General features: G+C 63.2%; 19 protein-coding genes. 11 read left to right on the top strand and 8 right to left on the bottom strand.

From position 1 onward, the window contains the following. Positions 1-5: 5 nt before the first annotated feature. Genes AYR66_RS19200 through AYR66_RS19180 form a run of 5 tightly spaced genes read left to right on the top strand, consistent with a single transcriptional unit; the run spans position 6 to position 3239 of the window. Positions 6-791, top strand: coding sequence for a lysophospholipid acyltransferase family protein (locus AYR66_RS19200; protein ID WP_088708832.1), 786 nt, complete (start codon positions 6-8; stop codon positions 789-791). Then, positions 763-1683, top strand: a complete 921-nt coding sequence (locus tag AYR66_RS19195; protein WP_088708831.1) for a M48 family metallopeptidase — start codon at positions 763-765, stop codon at positions 1681-1683. The genes AYR66_RS19200 and AYR66_RS19195 overlap by 29 nt, the downstream gene beginning before the upstream one ends. A 9-nt stretch (positions 1684-1692) precedes the next feature. Then, positions 1693-2082: a lactoylglutathione lyase gene (gene gloA, locus AYR66_RS19190; RefSeq protein ID WP_088708830.1), complete on the top strand. Its 390-nt coding sequence runs from the start codon at positions 1693-1695 to the stop codon at positions 2080-2082. A gap of 9 nt (positions 2083-2091) precedes the next feature. Beyond that, complete coding sequence (locus AYR66_RS19185; RefSeq protein WP_088708829.1) at positions 2092-2667, top strand: chromate transporter; 576 nt, start codon at positions 2092-2094, stop codon at positions 2665-2667. After that, positions 2664-3239 (top strand): chromate transporter, encoded by a 576-nt coding sequence (locus AYR66_RS19180; RefSeq protein ID WP_088708828.1) that lies wholly within the window; start codon positions 2664-2666, stop codon positions 3237-3239. The genes AYR66_RS19185 and AYR66_RS19180 overlap by 4 nt, the downstream gene beginning before the upstream one ends. Before the next feature lie 47 nt (positions 3240-3286). On the opposite strand, the gene rsmA is transcribed toward AYR66_RS19180, so the two are convergent. From rsmA to AYR66_RS19160, 4 genes are read right to left on the bottom strand one after another with little or no spacing between them, the layout of a single operon-like run. After that, the gene (rsmA, locus tag AYR66_RS19175; protein ID WP_088708827.1) at positions 3287-4054 is read right to left on the bottom strand and encodes a 16S rRNA (adenine(1518)-N(6)/adenine(1519)-N(6))-dimethyltransferase RsmA; all 768 of its coding nucleotides are present in this window, start codon (positions 4052-4054) and stop codon (positions 3287-3289) included. A gap of 2 nt (positions 4055-4056) precedes the next feature. Next, entirely contained in the window at positions 4057-5079 is a 1023-nt protein-coding gene (gene pdxA, locus AYR66_RS19170) for a 4-hydroxythreonine-4-phosphate dehydrogenase PdxA (RefSeq protein ID WP_088708826.1), read from the bottom strand. Positions 5080-5087: 8 nt separating this feature from the next. Then, the gene (locus AYR66_RS19165) at positions 5088-6443 is read right to left on the bottom strand and encodes a peptidylprolyl isomerase (protein WP_234814945.1); all 1356 of its coding nucleotides are present in this window, start codon (positions 6441-6443) and stop codon (positions 5088-5090) included. A gap of 39 nt (positions 6444-6482) precedes the next feature. Continuing rightward, on the bottom strand, positions 6483-8597 hold the full coding sequence (locus AYR66_RS19160; RefSeq protein WP_088708824.1) for an LPS-assembly protein LptD: 2115 nt from the start codon (positions 8595-8597) through the stop codon (positions 6483-6485). A gap of 166 nt (positions 8598-8763) precedes the next feature. On the opposite strand from AYR66_RS19160, the gene AYR66_RS19155 reads away from it, so the two are divergent. Genes AYR66_RS19155 through AYR66_RS19140 form a run of 4 tightly spaced genes read left to right on the top strand, consistent with a single transcriptional unit; the run spans position 8764 to position 12975 of the window. Further along, positions 8764-9789 (top strand): aminoglycoside phosphotransferase family protein, encoded by a 1026-nt coding sequence (locus tag AYR66_RS19155; protein WP_088708823.1) that lies wholly within the window; start codon positions 8764-8766, stop codon positions 9787-9789. A gap of 10 nt (positions 9790-9799) precedes the next feature. Next, a complete protein-coding gene (murU, locus tag AYR66_RS19150; RefSeq protein ID WP_088708822.1) occupies positions 9800-10495 on the top strand; it encodes an N-acetylmuramate alpha-1-phosphate uridylyltransferase MurU in 696 nt (231 codons plus the stop codon). Between the two features lie 9 nt (positions 10496-10504). Beyond that, entirely contained in the window at positions 10505-11836 is a 1332-nt protein-coding gene (locus AYR66_RS19145) for an aminopeptidase P N-terminal domain-containing protein (protein WP_088708821.1), read from the top strand. Next, positions 11836-12975: a UbiH/UbiF/VisC/COQ6 family ubiquinone biosynthesis hydroxylase gene (locus AYR66_RS19140; protein WP_088708820.1), complete on the top strand. Its 1140-nt coding sequence runs from the start codon at positions 11836-11838 to the stop codon at positions 12973-12975. Before AYR66_RS19145 ends, AYR66_RS19140 begins: the two co-directional genes overlap by 1 nt. Here AYR66_RS19140 and AYR66_RS19135 read toward each other — a convergent pair. Genes AYR66_RS19135 through AYR66_RS19125 form a run of 3 tightly spaced genes read right to left on the bottom strand, consistent with a single transcriptional unit; the run spans position 12932 to position 15274 of the window. Next, entirely contained in the window at positions 12932-13948 is a 1017-nt protein-coding gene (locus tag AYR66_RS19135; RefSeq protein WP_088708819.1) for an NAD-dependent epimerase/dehydratase family protein, read from the bottom strand. The two genes, AYR66_RS19140 and AYR66_RS19135, sit on opposite strands and share 44 nt — an antisense overlap. A gap of 2 nt (positions 13949-13950) precedes the next feature. Then, positions 13951-14223 (bottom strand): lipid-A-disaccharide synthase N-terminal domain-containing protein, encoded by a 273-nt coding sequence (locus AYR66_RS19130; protein WP_088708818.1) that lies wholly within the window; start codon positions 14221-14223, stop codon positions 13951-13953. Next, complete coding sequence (locus tag AYR66_RS19125; RefSeq protein ID WP_088708817.1) at positions 14213-15274, bottom strand: glycosyltransferase family 2 protein; 1062 nt, start codon at positions 15272-15274, stop codon at positions 14213-14215. Before AYR66_RS19125 ends, AYR66_RS19130 begins: the two co-directional genes overlap by 11 nt. 356 nt (positions 15275-15630) lie before the next feature. Between AYR66_RS19125 and AYR66_RS19120 the strand changes: the two genes are divergently transcribed. Both AYR66_RS19120 and AYR66_RS19115 read left to right on the top strand, forming a co-directional pair. After that, positions 15631-17040: a glycosyltransferase family 39 protein gene (locus AYR66_RS19120; RefSeq protein WP_088708816.1), complete on the top strand. Its 1410-nt coding sequence runs from the start codon at positions 15631-15633 to the stop codon at positions 17038-17040. After that, complete coding sequence (locus AYR66_RS19115) at positions 17037-17753, top strand: phosphatase PAP2 family protein (protein ID WP_088708815.1); 717 nt, start codon at positions 17037-17039, stop codon at positions 17751-17753. The genes AYR66_RS19120 and AYR66_RS19115 overlap by 4 nt, the downstream gene beginning before the upstream one ends. Positions 17754-17799: 46 nt before the next feature. On the opposite strand, the gene AYR66_RS19110 is transcribed toward AYR66_RS19115, so the two are convergent. Then, positions 17800-18135, bottom strand: a complete 336-nt coding sequence (locus tag AYR66_RS19110; protein WP_474647545.1) for an NAD(P)(+) transhydrogenase (Re/Si-specific) subunit beta — start codon at positions 18133-18135, stop codon at positions 17800-17802. Between the last annotated feature and the right edge of the window lie 32 nt (positions 18136-18167).

Here is an 18167-nt window from a genome sequence, read left to right as displayed (position 1 = left end):
ATCCGATGTCCAGCATCAACCTGTTCCTGCGTTCGCTCGTGTTCGTGCTCCTGATGGTGGTCGCGACACTGGTATGGGCGCCCATGTGCTTCCTGTTCGCGCCGCTGCCGTACAACCAGCGCTACCACCTGACTTCCTTCTGGAACAGGTTCGTCATCTGGAGCGCGAAGGTCATTTGCGGCATCCGCTACCAGTTCAAGGGCTACGACAACCTGCCCGACGGCCCCGCGATCCTGCTCTCCAAGCATCAGTCCGCCTGGGAGACGATCTGCTACCTGTTCAGCTTCCCGCGCCCGCTCGTCTATGTGTTCAAGAAGGAACTGCTGTACATCCCCTTCTTCGGCTGGGGCATCGCACTGCTGCGCATGATTCCGATCGATCGCCAGAAGGGCCGCGATGCGTTTGCGCAGGTCGTCGAACACGGACGCAAGCGTCTCGCCGGCGGCCAGTGGATCATCATGTTCCCCGAAGGCACGCGCTCCCACGTCGGCAAGAAGGGCAAGTACAAGGCGGGCGGCACGCGCCTCGCGGTGGAAACCAACACACCCGTCGTGCCGATCGCAATGAATGCCGGCGAATGCTGGCCGAAGAATTCCTTCATCAAGAAGCCGGGCCTGATCACCGTTTCGATCGGCAAGCCGATTTCGCCCGAAGGCAAGACTTCGGCCGAGTTGCTGCAAGAAGTTGAAAATTGGATAGAATCGGAAATGCGGGTGATTTCGTCGCCCGGCATTTATTCAAAAAACAAGCTCCCCGAATCCCTTGAAGCTGCTACGCCAGACTCCGCCTGATCCTACGCAGCTGTCGCTGCAGCTCGACTTTTTCTCTCCGGATTTTTCGGCACAACCTGCCGTCGACCACCCCGCCCCGGCACCCATGCCGGGCGCGGCCGCGGTTCCACAGAGGGAACCACTGGAACTGTTTCCCTCGCCCGCACCATCAAGCAGCATCCTGACCGCAGGACGCAGGCGCGTGCAGGTCCGTGATCACATCCTCGAATACCGCCTGCTCCGCTCCAAGCGCCGCTCGATCGGTTTCCTGATCGACGAGGATGGCCTGCGCATCACGGCGCCGAAATGGGTGACCATCGCGGAAATCGAAAATGCGATCCGCGAAAAGCAGCGCTGGATTTTCATCAAACTGACCGAGCGCCGCGAACGTTCCGCACGCCGGTTGCAGCCGCACATGCAATGGTGCGACGGCGCAACGCTGCCCTATCTCGGCAACGACGTCACGCTGCGCATCCTTGCCGGGCAGGCGTCGGGTGCCAGCTACGACGCCGAATCACGGGAACTGTCGATCAGCCTGCCGCCGGACGCCGGCGAACAACAGCTCAAGGACAGGGTCCAAGGATGGCTGCAGCTGGAAGCGAAACGCATCTTCGCGGAGCGCCTTCCAGTCTATGCGGAAAAACTCGGCGTCACCTATCGCTCCTTTGCCTTGTCGTCGGCGACGACCCAATGGGGTTCGTGCACGGCGGAAGGCAGGATCAGGCTCAACTGGCGGCTGGTCCATTTCGCGCTGCCGATGATCGATTACGTGATCGCGCACGAGCTGTCGCACTTGCGCGAGATGAACCACAGCCCGCGCTTCTGGGCGACGGTGCAATCGATCTTCCCGGAGTTCGAAATGGCCAAGCGGGTGCTGCGCGAAAGCGGCCCCGACACGTTGCCGATTTTTTAGGAACAACAAATGCGCATTCTCCACACCATGCTGCGGGTCGGCGACCTGCAACGCTCCATCGACTTCTACACCAAGGTGCTCGGCATGAACCTGCTGCGCACCACCGACCGCCCGGAACAGCAGTACACGCTGGCCTTCGTCGGTTACGGCACCAATCCCGACCACGCCGAGCTGGAGCTGACCTACAACTACGGCGTCGACAAGTACGACCTGGGCAGCGCCTACGGCCACATCGCCATCAGCGTCGAGGACGCGTACAAGACCTGCGAACAGGTGAAGGCGGCCGGCGGCAACGTCACGCGTGAAGCCGGCCCGGTCAAGGGCGGGTCGACCGTGATCGCCTTCGTGCAGGATCCGGATGGCTACAAGATCGAACTGATCGAACGCACGGGAGCGTAACGCGGCAGGATGGATTCGCACCTTACGCAAGACCGGCCGCGCCCGCAGTCGCTTTCCGACCTCTACATCTCCTTTACCCTCCTCGCGCTGCAGGGATTCGGCGGCGTGCTCGCGATCGTGCAGCACGAGCTGGTCGAGAAAAAGCGCTGGATGACGCGCGAGGAATTCGTCGAAGAATGGGCCGTCGCACAGATCATGCCCGGCCCGAATGTCGTCAACCTCTCGCTGATGATCGGCGCCCGTTACTTCGGGCTGCCGGGCGCGCTCGCGGCACTGGCCGGCATGCTGTCGCTGCCGCTGGTGCTGGTATTGATCCTGACCTTTTTCTATGCGCAGTTCGCCGGCCATCCCGGCCTTGCCGGCGCCTTGCGCGGCATGGGCGCTGTCGCGGCGGGACTCATCACTGCGGCCGGCCTGCGGCTGCTGTCCACGCTGAAAACCCATCCGCTGGGACTGCCGGTCAGCTTCGCCTTCACCGTCGCCTGCTTCGCCGCCATCGCGCTGCTGCGTTGGCCGCTACTCTATGTGCTGCCCAGCCTCGGCATCACCGCGTACTTCCTCACCTACCGGAAGATCAAGCCATGAACGCCATCACTCTCCAGTGGAGCGACTGGCTGCATCTCTTCCTGCAGTACCTGTCCCTGTCCATCCTGTCCGTCGGCGGCGCGATCTCGACGGCGCCGGAAATGCACCGCTATCTGGTGGATGAAACACGCTGGCTCACGGAGCCGCAATTCACGGCCTCGATCGCAATCGCCCAGGCCGCACCGGGTCCGAATATCCTGTTCGTCGCGCTGATGGGTTGGCATGTCGGCCTCAACAGCGGCAGCATGGCAATGGGCCTGTTCGGCGTGCTGGTCACGATGGTCGGCATCATGCTGCCCAGCACGACGCTCACCTACCTGGCCGCGCAATGGGGCCATCGCAACCGCAACCTGCGCGGTGTGCGGGCGTTCAAGCAAGGGATGGCGCCAATCGTGATCGCTTTGCTGGTTGCGACGGGATGGGTGCTGACGAGCACGCATAACGATGCGGCGCGGGATTGGCCGCTGTGGCTGTTGACTGCCGTGTCCGCGCTCGTGATCTGGAGGACGAAGCTGCACCTGCTGTGGTTGTTGGGTGCAGGTGCGCTGCTAGGGTGGTTCGGGTTCGTTTAGGGGCGGAATGGTGCGCGAGGCGCACCCTACGCGGAGCGTCGATTCGGTTAGAGGCGGTTTGCCAGCGCGACGAACTGTTCGACCGGCACAGTTTCCGGACGCGCTTGCGGATCGACACCCGCATCCACCAGGTCGTTCTCGGTGAACATGCCGGCCACGCAATTGCGGATCACCTTGCGCCGCTGCGAGAACGCCTTCGTCACGACCTGCTCCAGCTTCGCCGCATCGCATGCCATCGGCTGCGGCAGCGGAATCATGCGCACGATTGCCGAGTCCACCTTGGGCGGCGGATCGAAAGCCGTCGGCGGAACGACGAACAGCAATTCCATGTAGTAGCGCCATTGCAGCATCACGGACAGTCGGCCATAGGACTTGCCGCCGGGTTCGGCTACCATGCGCTCGACCACTTCCTTCTGCAGCATGAAATGCTGGTCCTTCACGCGCGGTGCGATCTCCGCGAGATGGAACAGCAGGGGGCTGGAGATGTTGTACGGCAGGTTGCCGACCACGCGCAGCTTCTGCCCTTCCGGCACGGGAATGGACGTGAAATCGAACTTCAACGCATCGCCTTCATGGATGACCAGGCGTGCCGGATCAAAGTTCTTCTTCAAGCGCGCAACGAGGTCGCGGTCGAGTTCGACCACGTGCAGCCTGTCGAGCGATTCGAGCAGCAGGCTGGTCATTGCGGCAAGGCCGGGGCCGATTTCGACCATGGCGTCATCCTTGTGGGGATCAATTCCGCGGATGATGTCGTGCAATACCAGTTGGTCGGTCAGGAAATTCTGGCCGAAGCGCTTGCGTGCAATGTGTTTCATGACTAATTCTTCTGAGAGGCTGCTGCCATTTGCGCGGCAACCTTGACCGCTTCGAGCATGCTGCCGTGGTCCGCTTTGCCGATGCCGGCAGCGGCAAGGTCGAGCGCTGTGCCATGGTCGACCGAGGTGCGGATGATCGGCAGGCCGAGGGTGATGTTGACGCCGTGTCCGAAGCTCGCGTGCTTGAGCACCGGCAGGCCCTGGTCGTGGTACATCGCCAGCACGCAGTCGGCGTTTTCGAGGTATTTGGGCTGGAACAGCGTGTCGGCCGGATACGGTCCCTTGGCGTCGATGCCGCGTGCCTGCATGGCCTGCAGGACGGGCGTGATGACGTCGATTTCTTCGCGACCGAGATAGCCGCCCTCTCCTGCATGCGGATTGAGCCCGGTGACGAGGATGCGCGGTTGCGCGATGCCGAACTTGTTCCGCAGGTCGGCATGGATGATCTCGATGGTGCGCGACAGGCTGTCGAAGGTGACCGCGGCCGGCACATCCTTGAGCGGCAAATGCGTGGTCGCCAGCGCCACGCGCATCATCGGCTTGCCGCCGGCGAGCATCATCACGACCTGCGGCGTCTGTGTCTTTTCGGCGAGGTATTCGGTGTGGCCGGTGAACGGCACCCCGGCATCGTTGATCGTGCTCTTCTGCATCGGCGCGGTGACGATGGCATCGAACTGCTTCTGTATCGCATAGCGGATCGCAACGTCGAGCGTCTGCAGCACGGCCTTGCCATTGCGGGAGTCGAGCTTGCCGGGCACCGCCGGTTCGGCCAGCGGGCAGTCGATGACCGGAATCTGCCCGGCGGGCAGATGCGGCAAGCCGCTGTTGCGGAAGGCCAGCGTGGAAATCGCGACCAGCCGGATGGCCGGATCGATGTCGGACGCCGTCATCGACAGCAGCGCCGCATCGCCGATCAGCACCGCGCGCACTTCCTCACGCAGCTCCCATGCCGCCCGGATGGATATCTCGGGACCGATGCCTGCGGGTTCGCCGCAGGTGATGGCAATGGTCGGACGCTTGCTCATGGCGGCGCTCAGCGCGACTCCGCGTTTTCGAAGCGGTATTCGACGTAGGCGCGGTCGCGCAGCTGGCGCAACCAGTCCTGGGTCGCTTCGTCCAGCTTGCGCTCGCGGATCGCCTGTCGGGCGATCAGGCGCTGGCGCTCCTGCGAGACGTCGTCCTTCTTGCGCTCCAGCACCTGGATCAGGTGGTAGCCGAACGGCGATTCGATCGGTTCGCTGACTTCACCCGGCTTGAGCCCATCCATCGCGCGTTCGAACTCGGGAACGGTGTCGCCCGGATAAATCCAGCCGAGGTCGCCGCCGCGCGATGCGGACAGGTCGTTGGAAAACAGCTTGGCCAGGTCTTCGAACTTGGCGGCGTTGTTGTCGAGGCGTTGCTTCAGTTCGACCAGCTTGCGCTTGGCGTCGGCCGGCGTGACGATCTGGTTGACCTTGATCAGGATGTGGCGCGCATGCGTCTGCTGCACGGCGTTGCCGCTGGCCTTGACGACGCTGGCGCTGCGCTTGCCGTTGAGCTTGAGGATGTGGAAGCCGTTCGGGCTCTTGACGATCTGCGACGCCTCGCCCTGCTTCAGGTTTTCGATAGCGCTCATGAACAGCTGCGGCAGGCGGTCCTGGTTGCGCCATCCGAGGTCGCCGCCGGTCAGCGCGTCATTGGCATCGGAATAGGTCGCTGCCAGCTTGGCGAAATCGCCGCCGGCATTCACCTGCTGCAACACCTCTTCGGCGCGCTTGCGGCGCTCCGCGATCTGCTCGGCGGTGGCGTTTTCCGGCGTGCGCACGAGGATGTGCGACAGCAGGAACTCCTGGCCCTGCGGCGCGCCCTGCTCGGCGAGGTAGTTGTCGACTTCGGATTCGGTGATCTGGATCTTGTTGTCCACCTCGCGCTCGCGCAGGCGCTGCATCATGATTTCTTCGCGGATCTCTTCGCGGAAGCGCGCGAACGGCGTGCCTTCCTTTTCGAGCGTGGTGCGGAATTCCTGCAGCGACATGCGGTTCTGTTCGGCGATGCGGGCCACCGCGCGGTCGAGCATCGTATCGTCGACGCGGATGCCATATTCCTTCGCCAGCTGCAGCTGTGCGCGGTCGACGATCATGCGCTCAAGCAGCTGGCGCTGGAACTCCTGCGGCGGCGGCAGCGCAATGCCCTGGTTTTTCATGCGGCGCTCGACGAGTCGCAGGCGCTCGACCAGTTCCTGGCGCGTGATGACCTCGTTGTTGACCACGGCGATGATCGAGTCGGCGAGGTAGACGCGCGGCGCGGCCGGTTTCGCCTGCGCGGCGGCATCCTGCTGCAGGCCGGCGCCGAGGCACAGGACAGCGGCGGCAAGCGCAATCGCGCGGACCGGTTGGGTTGCGAGTCGCATGATCGGAAGAGTCTTCATGGAAGCAGTTCTTTGTCAGGTTCAGGGTTGGTTCACCAGCTGGTAGCCGGGGATGTTGGCGCGCAGCGCCTCGAGCGGATTCGACCCGAGGCGTGTCAAGCCGCTCAGTTCAAGCTGGAAGAAGAGCGCGGTGTTGGTCAGGCCGGTCGCGGTCGGCGTACGCTGGCCGACGATGCGGAACACCCAGCAGTCGGCCTTGTACTCCATGCCGAGCAAGCCTTCCGCGACCTTGCTGTCGGGGAGCGAGTAGTTCATGCGCGCCACGCCGTACCAGCGCTCTGCGATGGGCCACTGGCCCGACACGTCGACCTGCTCCAGGTTGTTGAGCCGCGCGCGGCGGTATTGCAGGTTGAGCACGCGCTTGGGCGCCGGTTGCCAGCGCACGCCGTAGTTGGCGCGGCTCATCGAGTTCAGGGTCTGGCTGTACTGCACATTGCCTTCGACGCTCAGGCCCTGCATCAGCTGGCCGTAGGCGGAGAGGAGCAGGTCGGAACGGCTTTCGTTACGCGCGCCGCCCAGCGTCACGCGCTGCTCGGTGAAATAGAAGCGCTGGCCGAGCGCGAAGCGCATGCGTTCGGCGCCGGTCGGTTCGATATAGCGCGAAATCATCGCCGCGGTGACCTGGTTGGCGTCGCTGATGCGGTCATTGCCGACGAAGCGGTTTTCGCTGAACAGCTGCGCAAAGCTCAGGTCAGCCTCGGCGGTGTCGAAATTCGGGAAGGCCGTCTGGTCCTTGTAGGGCGTGTAGACGTAGAACAGGCGCGGTTCCAGCGTCTGGATCATGTCCCTGCCGAAGAAGCGCGCATCACGCTCGAACACCAGGCCGCTGTCGAGCGACAGGGTGGGCAGCGTGCGCGACAGGTTGTCGTTCGGCACCGGCGTGCGGCTGTCGAGGCTGTACCGCGTCGAATGCAGGGACAGTTTCGGCGTGATGAAGTAGCCCGGCTGGATCATCGGATAGGCAATGCGCGGATTGACCAGGAAACGGTCGCCGCGCAGCAGCGTCGGATGCCAGAAGCGGGTCAGTTCGGAGTCGACATCCCAGTCGAATCCGTTGACGTCCTGCTTGCCCGCATGGAACGTGACCTGCGGCAGGCGGTCATACGGACGAACGATGGGCACGATCGGGTCTTGCAGCACCTGGAAATTCGAGGCGCGTGCGGACGCCTGCCACAGCGCCGTGCCGTAGGTGAGCGCGGTATCGCGCAGCAGCAGGCGCTGTTTGGCCGCCGTGATCGTGCGCGAGAAGTCGGTCGGGTAATCGTCGTCCGATGCGCTGTTCAGGTTCCAGGTCCATGCAAGGCCGGGGGCGAGGAATTGTGTGTGTGTGCTCGTGATCGCGTAGCGGTCGGTCTTGGTCTGCTGGTCGCTCGGCAGGTATTCGAAACGTGTCTGGCCGAAGTAGTCTTCGCCCAGGTAGCGTCCCTCGGCGCCGAGCTGCAGGCCGCGACGTGCATAGATCTTCGGGTACAGCGTGACGTCGCGGTTCGGCGCGATGTTGAAGTAATACGGTACGGTGACTTCCAGGCCGCCGCGGTTGGTGGTGCCGATGGTGGGCGGCAGCGCGCCCGACTTGCGCGAATCGGTCAGCGGAAAGGACATCGCCGGCGCGGCAAGGATGGGCACGCCCTTGAAATACACGAGCGTGCGGTGCGCAACACCCTCTTCGCGCGCCTGGTCCAGGTCCAGCTTGCCCGATTTCAGGTACCAATCCGGATCCGGCCCTTCGCAGGTGCTGTACGAGCCTTCGTAGACCGTTGCGCGGTCTTCGCCTTCGAAATCGATGCGCTCGGCCGCGCCTTGCGCGTTGTTGCGCTGGAGGTGGTAGGTGGGTTTCAGCACGAAACCCTCGCTCGCCTCGATCTTCAGGCGCAAGTCCTCGCCGGTATAGGAATCGCCGAAGCGCCGCATGCGGATATTGCCATGCGCCTCGACTTCGTCTTCCACAATGTGGTAGGTCGCCTTGTCGGCATTGATCGTGGTCGGCCCGCGGATGATTTCGACGTCGCGCTCGAGGAAAACCTCGCGGTCCGGACGGCCCGTCATCTGCTCGGCGCGGATGGTGGCCGGGAGCTCCTTTTCCTGGGCGTTTCCGCCTTTCACGTCCTGCGCGGGGACGGCCGCGGGCAATGCCATTACGGCAAGGGCGGCAAGGATGCGGAGGCGAAGTTGTGAAGGGGGAAATGCGGGAAACCGGTTCATGAAAAGAAGGGGTCGGCTGGCGCTTTTTGAGGTCGAATCCCTTATTATATGGGAACTCACCTCCCGCCAACGGGATCACCAACATTACCCAGGTAGTTTCATGTCATTTAATACCGGTTCCGATCTTCGCCTCACGCAGTTGAAAGAATGGCTGGCCACCCTCTCGGCCGAAAAAGTCTTGCCCGACACCATCCGCCCGGCCTCGTCCGATGCCAGTTTCCGCCGCTATTTCCGCGTTGACGCGCCCGATGGCGCCACCTACATCGCCATGGATGCCCCGCCGCCGCAAGAAGACGTGCGCCCGTTCATCCACGTCGCCGAAGTCTTCGGCGAGGCCGGCGTGTCCGTGCCCAAGGTCCTGGAACAGGACGTCGAGCGCGGTTTCCTGCTGCTGTCCGACCTTGGCACCACGACTTACCTGCACCAGCTGAACCACGACACCGCGCACAAGCTCTACATCGATGCGATCGAGGCGCTGGTATTGATCCAGGCGCAGAGCAAGCCGGCGGTCCTGCCCGAATACGACCGCGCACTGCTGCATCGCGAACTGATGCTGTTCCCCGAGTGGTATATCGGCAAGCACCTCGGCGTCACCATGACGGACAAGCAGAAGGCGCTGCTCGACAGCGTGTTCGAAGCCCTGCTGGCGAACAATCTCGCGCAACCGCAGGTCTACGTCCACCGCGACTACCATTCGCGCAACCTGATGGTGACCGAGCGCGGCAATCCCGGCATCCTCGACTTCCAGGATGCAGTGTACGGCCCGATCACCTACGACCTCGTGTCGCTGCTGCGCGATGCCTACATCCAGTGGGACGAGGAAATGGTGCTCGACTGGGCGATCCGTTACTGGGAGCGTGCACGCCGCGCCGGCCTGCCGGTGTCGCATGACATCGACGCCTTTTACCGCGATTTCGAATACATGGGCTTGCAACGCCACCTGAAGGTGCTCGGCATTTTCGCGCGCCTCTACCACCGCGACGGCAAGGACGGCTACCTGAAGGACCTGCCGCTGGTGATGGAATACACGCGCAAGGCGGCCGGCCGCTACAAGGCGCTGGCGCCGCTGATCGTGCTGCTGGACGACCTCGAGAACAAGGGTCCGTCGACCGGCTTCACCTTCTGAGGAACATAGAATGAAAGCCATGATTTTCGCCGCCGGACGCGGCGAGCGGATGCGCCCGCTGACCGACGACTGCCCGAAGCCGCTGCTGAAAGTGCGCGGCCGGCCGCTGATCGTCTGGCACATCCTCAACCTCGTACGCGCGGGGATCAAGGACATCGTGATCAACCATGCGCACCTCGGCCACATGATCGAGGAAGCGCTCGGCGACGGCGCGCAGTTCGGTGCGCGCATCGTGTATTCCGCGGAAGGCACGGCGCTTGAGACCGCGGGCGGCGTCGCCAAGGCGCGGCACCTGCTGGGCGAAGAACCTTTCGTCGCGATCGCTGCCGATGTCTTTTGCCCGCATTTTGATTTCGAGCAGGTCAAGGATGTGCTCCAGGACAACGACATGTGGGGCAATCCGCACCCGCACGACAAGCGCGATGTGGCGTGGCTGTACCTGGTGAAGAATCCGCCGCACCATCAAAAAGGCGATTTCGCGCTGAACAGCTTCTCGGTCGCCAATGAGGGGGAGCCGCGCTATACGTTTTCGGGTATCGGCGTCTATCGCACGGAAATCTTCGATACGGTCAAGCCCGGCGATTCGGCACAGATCGCACCCATCCTGCGTGCATATGCCGATCGCGGCCAGGTGGGCGGCGAATTCTATCGCGGCGACTGGACCGACGTGGGTACACCGGAGCGTTTGGCGAAACTGAACGGATAAGGAGTGCAGATGAAATCCTATGCAGCCCGGCGCGCCTCCCTGATGGCGCAGATGAAGGCCAAAGGTGGCGGCGTGGCGATCATCCCCACTGCGCACGAAGTGATGCGCAACCGCGACGCCGATTACCCCTATCGCCACGACAGCTACTTCTACTACCTGTCCGGCTTCACCGAACCGGAAGCGGTCATCGTGCTGGTCGTCGGCAAGACCGAACAGGCGATCCTGTTCTGCCGCGAAAAGAACCTCGAACGGGAAATCTGGGACGGCTACCGCTATGGTCCGGAAGCGGCGCGTGAAGCCTTCGGCTTTGACGTCGCCCATCCCGTTTCCACCCTCGACGCCGAAATGCCGAAGCTGCTGGCCGACGCCCCCGCGCTCTTCTATGCGCTGGGCAGCGACGGCAAGCTCGACGGACAGGTGAAGGACTGGCTTCAGGGCGTGCGCATGCAGGCGCGCGCCGGCGTGACCGCGCCGTCGATCGTGCACGACGTGCACGTGCTGCTGGATGAGATGCGCCTCTTCAAGGACGCCGAGGAAGTCGCGGTCATGAAGCGCGCCGCTGCCATCTCCGCCGCCGCCCACCGGCGCGCGATGCAGGCGTCCCGTCCCGGCCTGCGCGAGTACCAGATCGAAGCCGAACTGCTGCATGAATTCCGCCGCAACGGTTCGCAATTCCCCGCCTACGGTTCCATCGTCGCGACTGGTGCGAATGCCTGCGTGCTGCACTATCGCGCCAGCGACGCCGAGATCAAGGACGGCGACCTGGTGCTGATCGATGCCGGCTGCGAACTCGACAGCTATGCGTCCGACATCACCCGCACCTTCCCCGCCAACGGCAAGTTCAACGGCCCGCAGAAGGCGCTCTACGAAATCGTGCTGGCGTCACAGTACGCCGCCATCGCCGAGACCAAGCCCGGCAAGCGCTTCATCGACGGCCACAATGCCGCCGTGCGCGTGCTGGCGCAAGGCATGCTCGACACCGGCCTGCTGGACAAGAACAAGGTCGGCATGCTGGACGACGTGATCGAGAAAGGCGCCTACCGCCAGTTCTACATGCATCGCACCGGCCACTGGCTGGGCATGGATGTGCACGATGTCGGCGAGTACCGGGAACTGAACGGCGCCAGCGAGGAAAAGCCGTGGCGCACGCTGCAGCCCGGCATGATGCTGACCATCGAACCCGGCATCTATGTCCGTCCGGAACCCGGCGTGCCGGAGCAGTTCTGGAACATCGGCATCCGTATCGAAGACGATGCGCTGGTGACGGAACAAGGCTGCGAGATCATCACCGAAGCCGCGCCCAAGACCGTGGCCGATATCGAAGCCGTCATGAAGAAGTGATGGCGGCGACGGATTACGACATTGCCATCTGCGGCGCCGGTCCTGTTGGAATGGCGCTGGCGCTGCTGCTCGTCAAGCGCGGCGCCACCGCCACCCGCATCGCGTTGATCGACGCGAAGACACTGGAGCAGGTGAACAAGGACCCGCGCTCGCTGGCCCTGTCCTACGGCAGCATACAGATCCTCGAAGAGATCGGCGGCTGGCCGGTTGCGTCGGATGCGATCCACGATATCCACGTCTCCCGTCGCGGCCATTTCGGTCGTACCGTGCTCACTCCGGAAGAATACGGCGTGCCCGCGCTTGGCTATGTAACGCGCTATGGCGCGATCGTGTCGGCATTGTCTGCTGCAGTGAAGCAGACGGATATCGCGGTGCTGCGCCCGCTGCAGGTGAGCTCGACGATGGAACGCGACGACATGGTCGAATTGCACTGTGCTGACGGTAAAACGATCACTGCCGGCATCATGGTGCAGGCTGAAGGCGGGGTGTTCAACGAACAGGATGCGCGGACGGTACGCCGCGATTACGAGCAGACCGCGATCATTTCCAACGTCATCGCAAGCGCGCCGATTCCCCATCGCGCATTCGAACGTTTCACCGACGAGGGCCCGCTCGCCCTGCTGCCGCAGGAGGGCGGTTATGCGCTGGTATGGTGTGTGCACCCCGACACCGCGTCGCGGCTGCAAGCGCTGTCGGACACCGCCTTCCTCGCAGAACTCGGCGCGGCGTTCGGCAGCCGGGTCGGACGCTTTACGTCCGCCACGCCGCGTATCGCCTACCCGCTCGGCCTGAACGCCCACACCGCCGCTTCGGCGCGCACCGTGGCCATCGGCAATGCGGCGCAGACCCTGCATCCGGTCGCGGGACAGGGCCTGAATCTCGGCCTGCGAGACGCTGCCGTGCTCGCGCGCATGCTGGACGGCGAAATGGAAACGGATGTGCTGCTCCGCTTCGCCGCGCAACGCCAGGCGGACCGCAGGCTCACGATTTCGCTCACCGATACGCTTGCACGCATATTCGCCCAAGGGCCCGGCGGTGCCGTGCCGCAATCCATGCTGGGACTGTCGCTGGCACTGATGGATACGATGAAGCCGGTCAAGCGCCTGCTTGCCGAGCAGATGATGTTCGGTCACCGCTGATCCATTCCCGGTACCAGTCGCGAAAGCGGGCGAGTCCTTCGTCCAACGACGTAGCTGGTGCAAATCCCACCCATTCCCGCAACCGGCTCGTGTCGGCGCATGTGGCCGGCACGTCGCCCGGTTGCATCGGCAGCAGTTCCAGTTCCGCCTTCACATCCAGCACTCTCTCCAGCGTGGCGATGAAATCCAGGACACGTATGGGCCGGTGGTTGCCGATGTTGAATACTGCATGTCCGGGCTGGCCCTCCGGTGACAGGGACGGCTTGAACAATAGCCGGGCCACGCCTTCAACGATGTCGTCGATATAGGTGAAGTCACGGAGCAACTCCCCGCGCGCGAAGACGGGGATCCGCTCGCCTTTCAGCATGCTTTCGGTGAAGCTGAAGTACGCCATGTCGGGCCGCCCCCACGGGCCGTAGACGGTGAAGAACCGGACTCCGGTGGCGGGAAAGCCATACAGCTTGCTGCAGCAGCTGGCCATCAGCTCATTCGCCTTCTTTGTTGCCGCGTAGAGCGAAGCAGGCTCGTCCGTCCGGTCGTCTTCATGGAAAGGTATTTGCGTCCGGGCGCCGTACACGCTGCTGCTGCTCGCATAAAGAAGGTGCTGCACGCGCTGCTGCCGGCACGCTTCAAGCACATGCGAAAAGGCGACAAGATTGGACTGGATATAGCTGCCCGGATCGCGGAGTGAATGACGCACACCCGCCTGTGCCGCGAGATGGACCACGTGCGTGGGCCGCCATGCTTCAAACAGGGATGACGTCTGTTTCGCATCGGCCAGTTCGACCGTCACGCAGTCGACCTGCCTCGGTGCAAGCAAGGCGGCGACACGGTCATGCTTGAGTGCAGGCGAGTAGTAGGCGTTGAAATTGTCGCAGCCGAGCACACCATGGCCAAGGTCCGCGAGGCGGGCCGCGACATGGCTGCCGATGAAGCCGGCGGCACCGGTCACCAGGATGCGGGTCTCCTCCATGTTTAACGTTCCGCCATGCCGCCGATCCTGACAAGGTAAAGGTTGCGCAGGTAGATCACCACGCCCAGCGCCTGCCCGGCAATGAAAACCGGATCGCGGCGATGGATGGAATACACCAGCAGGACCACGCCTCCCATCAGGCTGAAATACCAGAACGCCACCGGAATCACGCTCGCCCTGCGCCGTTCGCTCTGTATCCACTGGATCACGAAACGCATCATGAACAGCGCCTGTCCCAACATGCCGACGCCCAGCCACCAGGTTTCATCGTCCATCTGACTGTCCCTTCATCTTTTGATCCGGAAGCATCGTCCGCACCACATAGGGCTTCTTTCCCGATGCCTCGTAGTCGATGCGCGCCAGCATTTCAGTGATGATGCCGGTGCTCAGGAACTGCACGCCAACCAGGCTCAGCAGCACGCCTAGCAGCAACAGCGGCCGGTCAGCGATGCCCTCCCCGAGATAGAGCTTCACCCACGTGAGCCACGCGAGGATAAGTACACCTGCCGTACCGAACAGCAGCCCGATGCGTCCGAAGAAATGCCCCGGCTTCGCGCGGTAACGCATGAAGAAATACATCACCAGCAAGTCGAGAATGACCTTGAAAGTACGCGACAGCCCGTACTTGGATTTCCCGTGCACTCGCGGCGAATGGCCGACCCGCTCTTCACCGATGCGTGCCGGTGACGTGATCGTCGCCATCCATGTCGGAATGAAGCGGTGCATTTCGCCATAGAGGCGTATCTGCCGCAATACCGAAGTACGGAATATCTTCAGCGAACAACCGTAGTCGTGCAGGCGGATGCCAGTGACGCGTCCGACGAGAAGGTTGGCCAGCCGCGAAGGAATCTTCCTCAGCCACAGGCCGTCCTTGCGCTGCCAGCGCCATCCAACCAGCAGGTCGAGGTCTTCGTCGAGGAGGCGTCTCACCATGCGCGGGATGTCCTGTGGATGGTTTTGCAGGTCGCCGTCCATGGTGGCAATCACCGTTCCCGTTGCGGCGTCGATCCCTGCCTGCATGGCGGCGGTCTGGCCGAAATTGCGTTGCAGGATGATGACGCGCACCGTGTCCGGATAACGCAGGAGCGATTGCTTCAGCTGCAGTGCGGTGCGGTCGCTGCTGCCGTCATCCACCAGGATCAGGTCCCAGGGCCAGTCGACATTCGCCATCGCCGCATGGACTTGCTCGACCAGCGGCGCAACATTGTCTTCCTCGTTATAGAGCGGAACGACCAGCGACACGCTGGGGCATTCTTCCCGCGTGCCTGAGGCAATCCTGGCAGTGGCGAGCGCAGGATTGTTTACGTCTGTGGCTGCAATATCCATATCGGTCGGCAAGGTTTCCGCCCTCCTCTTTCCGGTGCGGCACCCGCATTGTCTTCTTTGGCCATGCCGATGCATTAGAGCGCCATCAAATGTCGCGCCGCTACCCGATGCATGCTTCCTTCCGGCATGCAGAAATGCCGCCGGGCTGATGAGCGTCAGTACCGGCCGGGGCGGGCTTCGTATGATGGCCTTCGGTATGGAGAACGAAGCCGATTCCCCATATCAATCATTCCCCGCGGCCACAGGCGGGACCCAGCACGAAGGGACAGACCACGAACACCCTTGCCTTCACTCCTGCCCGTCCAGCGGGTGACATCGCACACAGGCATGCGTGGCCGGTACTGCTGCTCGTCGCGGTGCTGCTCACTGCGTACCGGGCGTGGATCATCATCCATCACGGCTTGCCGCTGTATGTCGATGAAGCACAGTACTGGGCGTGGTCGCGGGCGCTTGACTGGGGCTATTACTCCAAGCCGCCGATGGTGGCATGGATAATCCGCCTGTTCAGCGGCGCCGGAAACAGCGAACTCGATGTCCGCCTCGGCACCTTGCTGCTGCATCCGCTGACCGCCGTGCTGGTGTACGCGCTCGGCAGCCGGATGTTCCCGGTACGCACGGCCTTGTTCGCCGCGATCATGTTCCTCACGCTGCTGCTGGTCGGATTCAATTCGCTGTTCATGACGACCGATGCGCCGCTGTTCTTCTTCTGGGGCCTCGCCACGCTCGGGCTGTGGCGTGCACTCGCATCCAACGCCTGGCATGACTGGATGCTGATGGGCGCTGCGGCTGGCCTGGGGCTGCTGTCGAAATACTCGATGGCCGTCTTCGCGCCGTCAGTGGCACTGGTGCTGTGCCTGCCGTCATTCCGGCAGCACTGGCGCAATCCGCGGCTCTACCTCGCCGCCCTGCTCGCGCTGATCGTCTTCCTGCCCAATCTCTGGTGGAACGTGCGGATGGATTTCGTCAGCTTCCGCCACACTGCCGAGATTTCCCAGCTCGACAAGGGCCTGTTCCATCCGGAACGATTGATGGAATTCACCGGCGGCCAGTTTGCCTGCATGGGGCCGATCGCGTTTGCGATCCTGCTCGGCGGCCTCGCAACGCGCGCGACGTGGGGCGATCCCCGGCGCGGCTTCCTGGCGGCGATGACCCTGCCGTTCCTGGCCGTCATCGGCATGCAAGCCTTGCTGGCGAAAGCCAATGCCAACTGGGCGGCACCCGCGTACTTCGCCGGGACGCTACTGGTAGCGGAACGGATTGCCGCCGAACGGCATGCAAGATGGCGGACCGCCATCGTTCTCTCCAACCTCGTCCTGCTCTCCCTGTTCTATCACTACCATGCGCTGGCCCATGCTGCCGGCGTCCGCCTCACCAGCAAGACCGATCCTTATGCGCGGCTGCTGGGGTGGCCGGAAGCCGGTGCCGTGGTCGAGGCGCAGTTGCGCCGCCATCCGGATGCCTTGCTCGCGGTGACCGACCGCAGCGAATTCGCGTTGCTGAACTACTACGCGCATCCCGGTGCCCAACGAATGCGCATATGGAACCCGCGCGGGGACAGGCAGAACCATTTCCATCTCATGGCCGACATGAAGAACGACCTCGGGGCCAATGTCGTCTTCGCCACTACCCATTGCCCGTACGACGCCGCGGCGGCTTCATTCGAACGCTGGACGGATATCGGACATGTCGACATTCCGCTGTACCCGGACCGGCGGCTTCAGCTGTGTCTCTACCGGGGTGAACACTTCAAGGGGTATATGCGATGAAACCTCTGCTGCAACGGTATGGCGATGTCGTCCTGGCCTCGCTGCTGGCCCTGTTCTTTTTCGCGTGGCCGGAAGCCGACCTCGTACTGGCCAGGCTGTTCTACCATCCCGGAGAAGGATTTCCGGCGGCCCATATCGGGTGGATCAAGGTCATCTACGAAATCGTCGCGCAATTCGGCATCCTGGTGCTGCTCTGGATGCTGCTCCTGCTCGCAAGCTTCCTGCCGCGCCTGCGCGCTCGTCTTGCGCCGCGCCGCAAGGCGATCCTCTACCTGCTCGTGGTGCTGCTCACGGGGCCGGGGCTGGTCGTCAACACCGCGCTGAAAAACCATGGCGGACGTCCCCGGCCGGTGCACCTGGCCGAATTCGGCGGGACGGCTGCGTTCGCGTCACCGGTGACCGCGCACAAGCAATGTCCGACGAATTGCTCGTTTCCCAGCGGCCATGCAGCGGCAGCGTTCTACCTGATGGCGGGATACTGGGTGACCCGGCGGCGCGGCTGGCTGGCTGCGGGCATCGGCTTCGGCCTGTTCGTCGGTGTCATCCGCATGGCGATGGGTGCGCATTTCCTGTCCGACATTCTCTTCGCCGGCTTGATCGTGCATTTCACCTGCCGTGGATTTGCCTGGCTCTTTGCGCTGGAGCCGCGACGCTTGCCGCAACCGGGGCGCTGGATGCCGCCGCGTCCCGACAGGGTATCGACCTCAAAATAAAAAAGCCGCGCATTGCGCGGCTTTTTCGTTGGCGGGAAGCCTCGACTCAGGCTGTCTTCAGGGCCACCAGCACTTCGTCCAGCATCTTCTTCGCGTCGCCGAACAGCATGCGGTTGTTGTCCTTGTAGAACAACGGATTGTCCACGCCCGCATAGCCGGAAGCCATGCTGCGCTTCATCACGATGGAAGTCTTGGCCTTCCAGACTTCGAGCACCGGCATGCCGGCGATCGGGCTGGTCGGGTCTTCCATCGCAGCCGGGTTCACGATGTCGTTGGCGCCGATCACCATCGCGACGTCGGTCTCGCCGAAGTCTTCGTTGATCTCGTCCATTTCCATCACGATGTCGTACGGCACCTTCGCTTCCGCCAGCAGCACGTTCATGTGGCCCGGCATGCGGCCCGCGACCGGGTGGA

This window comes from Noviherbaspirillum denitrificans, from assembly GCF_002211445.1.
Taxonomy (GTDB): Bacteria; Pseudomonadota; Gammaproteobacteria; order Burkholderiales; family Burkholderiaceae_D; genus Noviherbaspirillum; species Noviherbaspirillum denitrificans.
Note: the sequence above shows the minus strand (reverse complement) of the source record. Positions and strands in the feature narration are given on the sequence as shown.

Coding starts and splice junctions, on each gene's coding strand:
- AYR66_RS19130 (WP_088708818.1), bottom strand. CDS start 14,223: ATGGACGATGAAACCTGGTGGCTGGGCGTCGGCATGTTGGGACAGGCG.
- AYR66_RS19200 (WP_088708832.1), top strand. CDS start 6: ATGTCCAGCATCAACCTGTTCCTGCGTTCGCTCGTGTTCGTGCTCCTG.
- AYR66_RS19160 (WP_088708824.1), bottom strand. CDS start 8,597: ATGGCATTGCCCGCGGCCGTCCCCGCGCAGGACGTGAAAGGCGGAAAC.
- AYR66_RS19115 (WP_088708815.1), top strand. CDS start 17,037: ATGAAACCTCTGCTGCAACGGTATGGCGATGTCGTCCTGGCCTCGCTG.
- AYR66_RS19110 (WP_474647545.1), bottom strand. CDS start 18,135: ATGAACGTGCTGCTGGCGGAAGCGAAGGTGCCGTACGACATCGTGATG.
- rsmA (WP_088708827.1), bottom strand. CDS start 4,054: ATGAAACACATTGCACGCAAGCGCTTCGGCCAGAATTTCCTGACCGAC.
- AYR66_RS19135 (WP_088708819.1), bottom strand. CDS start 13,948: ATGGAGGAGACCCGCATCCTGGTGACCGGTGCCGCCGGCTTCATCGGC.
- AYR66_RS19140 (WP_088708820.1), top strand. CDS start 11,836: ATGGCGGCGACGGATTACGACATTGCCATCTGCGGCGCCGGTCCTGTT.
- AYR66_RS19155 (WP_088708823.1), top strand. CDS start 8,764: ATGTCATTTAATACCGGTTCCGATCTTCGCCTCACGCAGTTGAAAGAA.
- AYR66_RS19145 (WP_088708821.1), top strand. CDS start 10,505: ATGAAATCCTATGCAGCCCGGCGCGCCTCCCTGATGGCGCAGATGAAG.
- gloA (WP_088708830.1), top strand. CDS start 1,693: ATGCGCATTCTCCACACCATGCTGCGGGTCGGCGACCTGCAACGCTCC.
- AYR66_RS19165 (WP_234814945.1), bottom strand. CDS start 6,443: ATGCGACTCGCAACCCAACCGGTCCGCGCGATTGCGCTTGCCGCCGCT.
- AYR66_RS19185 (WP_088708829.1), top strand. CDS start 2,092: ATGGATTCGCACCTTACGCAAGACCGGCCGCGCCCGCAGTCGCTTTCC.
- AYR66_RS19180 (WP_088708828.1), top strand. CDS start 2,664: ATGAACGCCATCACTCTCCAGTGGAGCGACTGGCTGCATCTCTTCCTG.
- pdxA (WP_088708826.1), bottom strand. CDS start 5,079: ATGAGCAAGCGTCCGACCATTGCCATCACCTGCGGCGAACCCGCAGGC.
- murU (WP_088708822.1), top strand. CDS start 9,800: ATGAAAGCCATGATTTTCGCCGCCGGACGCGGCGAGCGGATGCGCCCG.
- AYR66_RS19125 (WP_088708817.1), bottom strand. CDS start 15,274: ATGGATATTGCAGCCACAGACGTAAACAATCCTGCGCTCGCCACTGCC.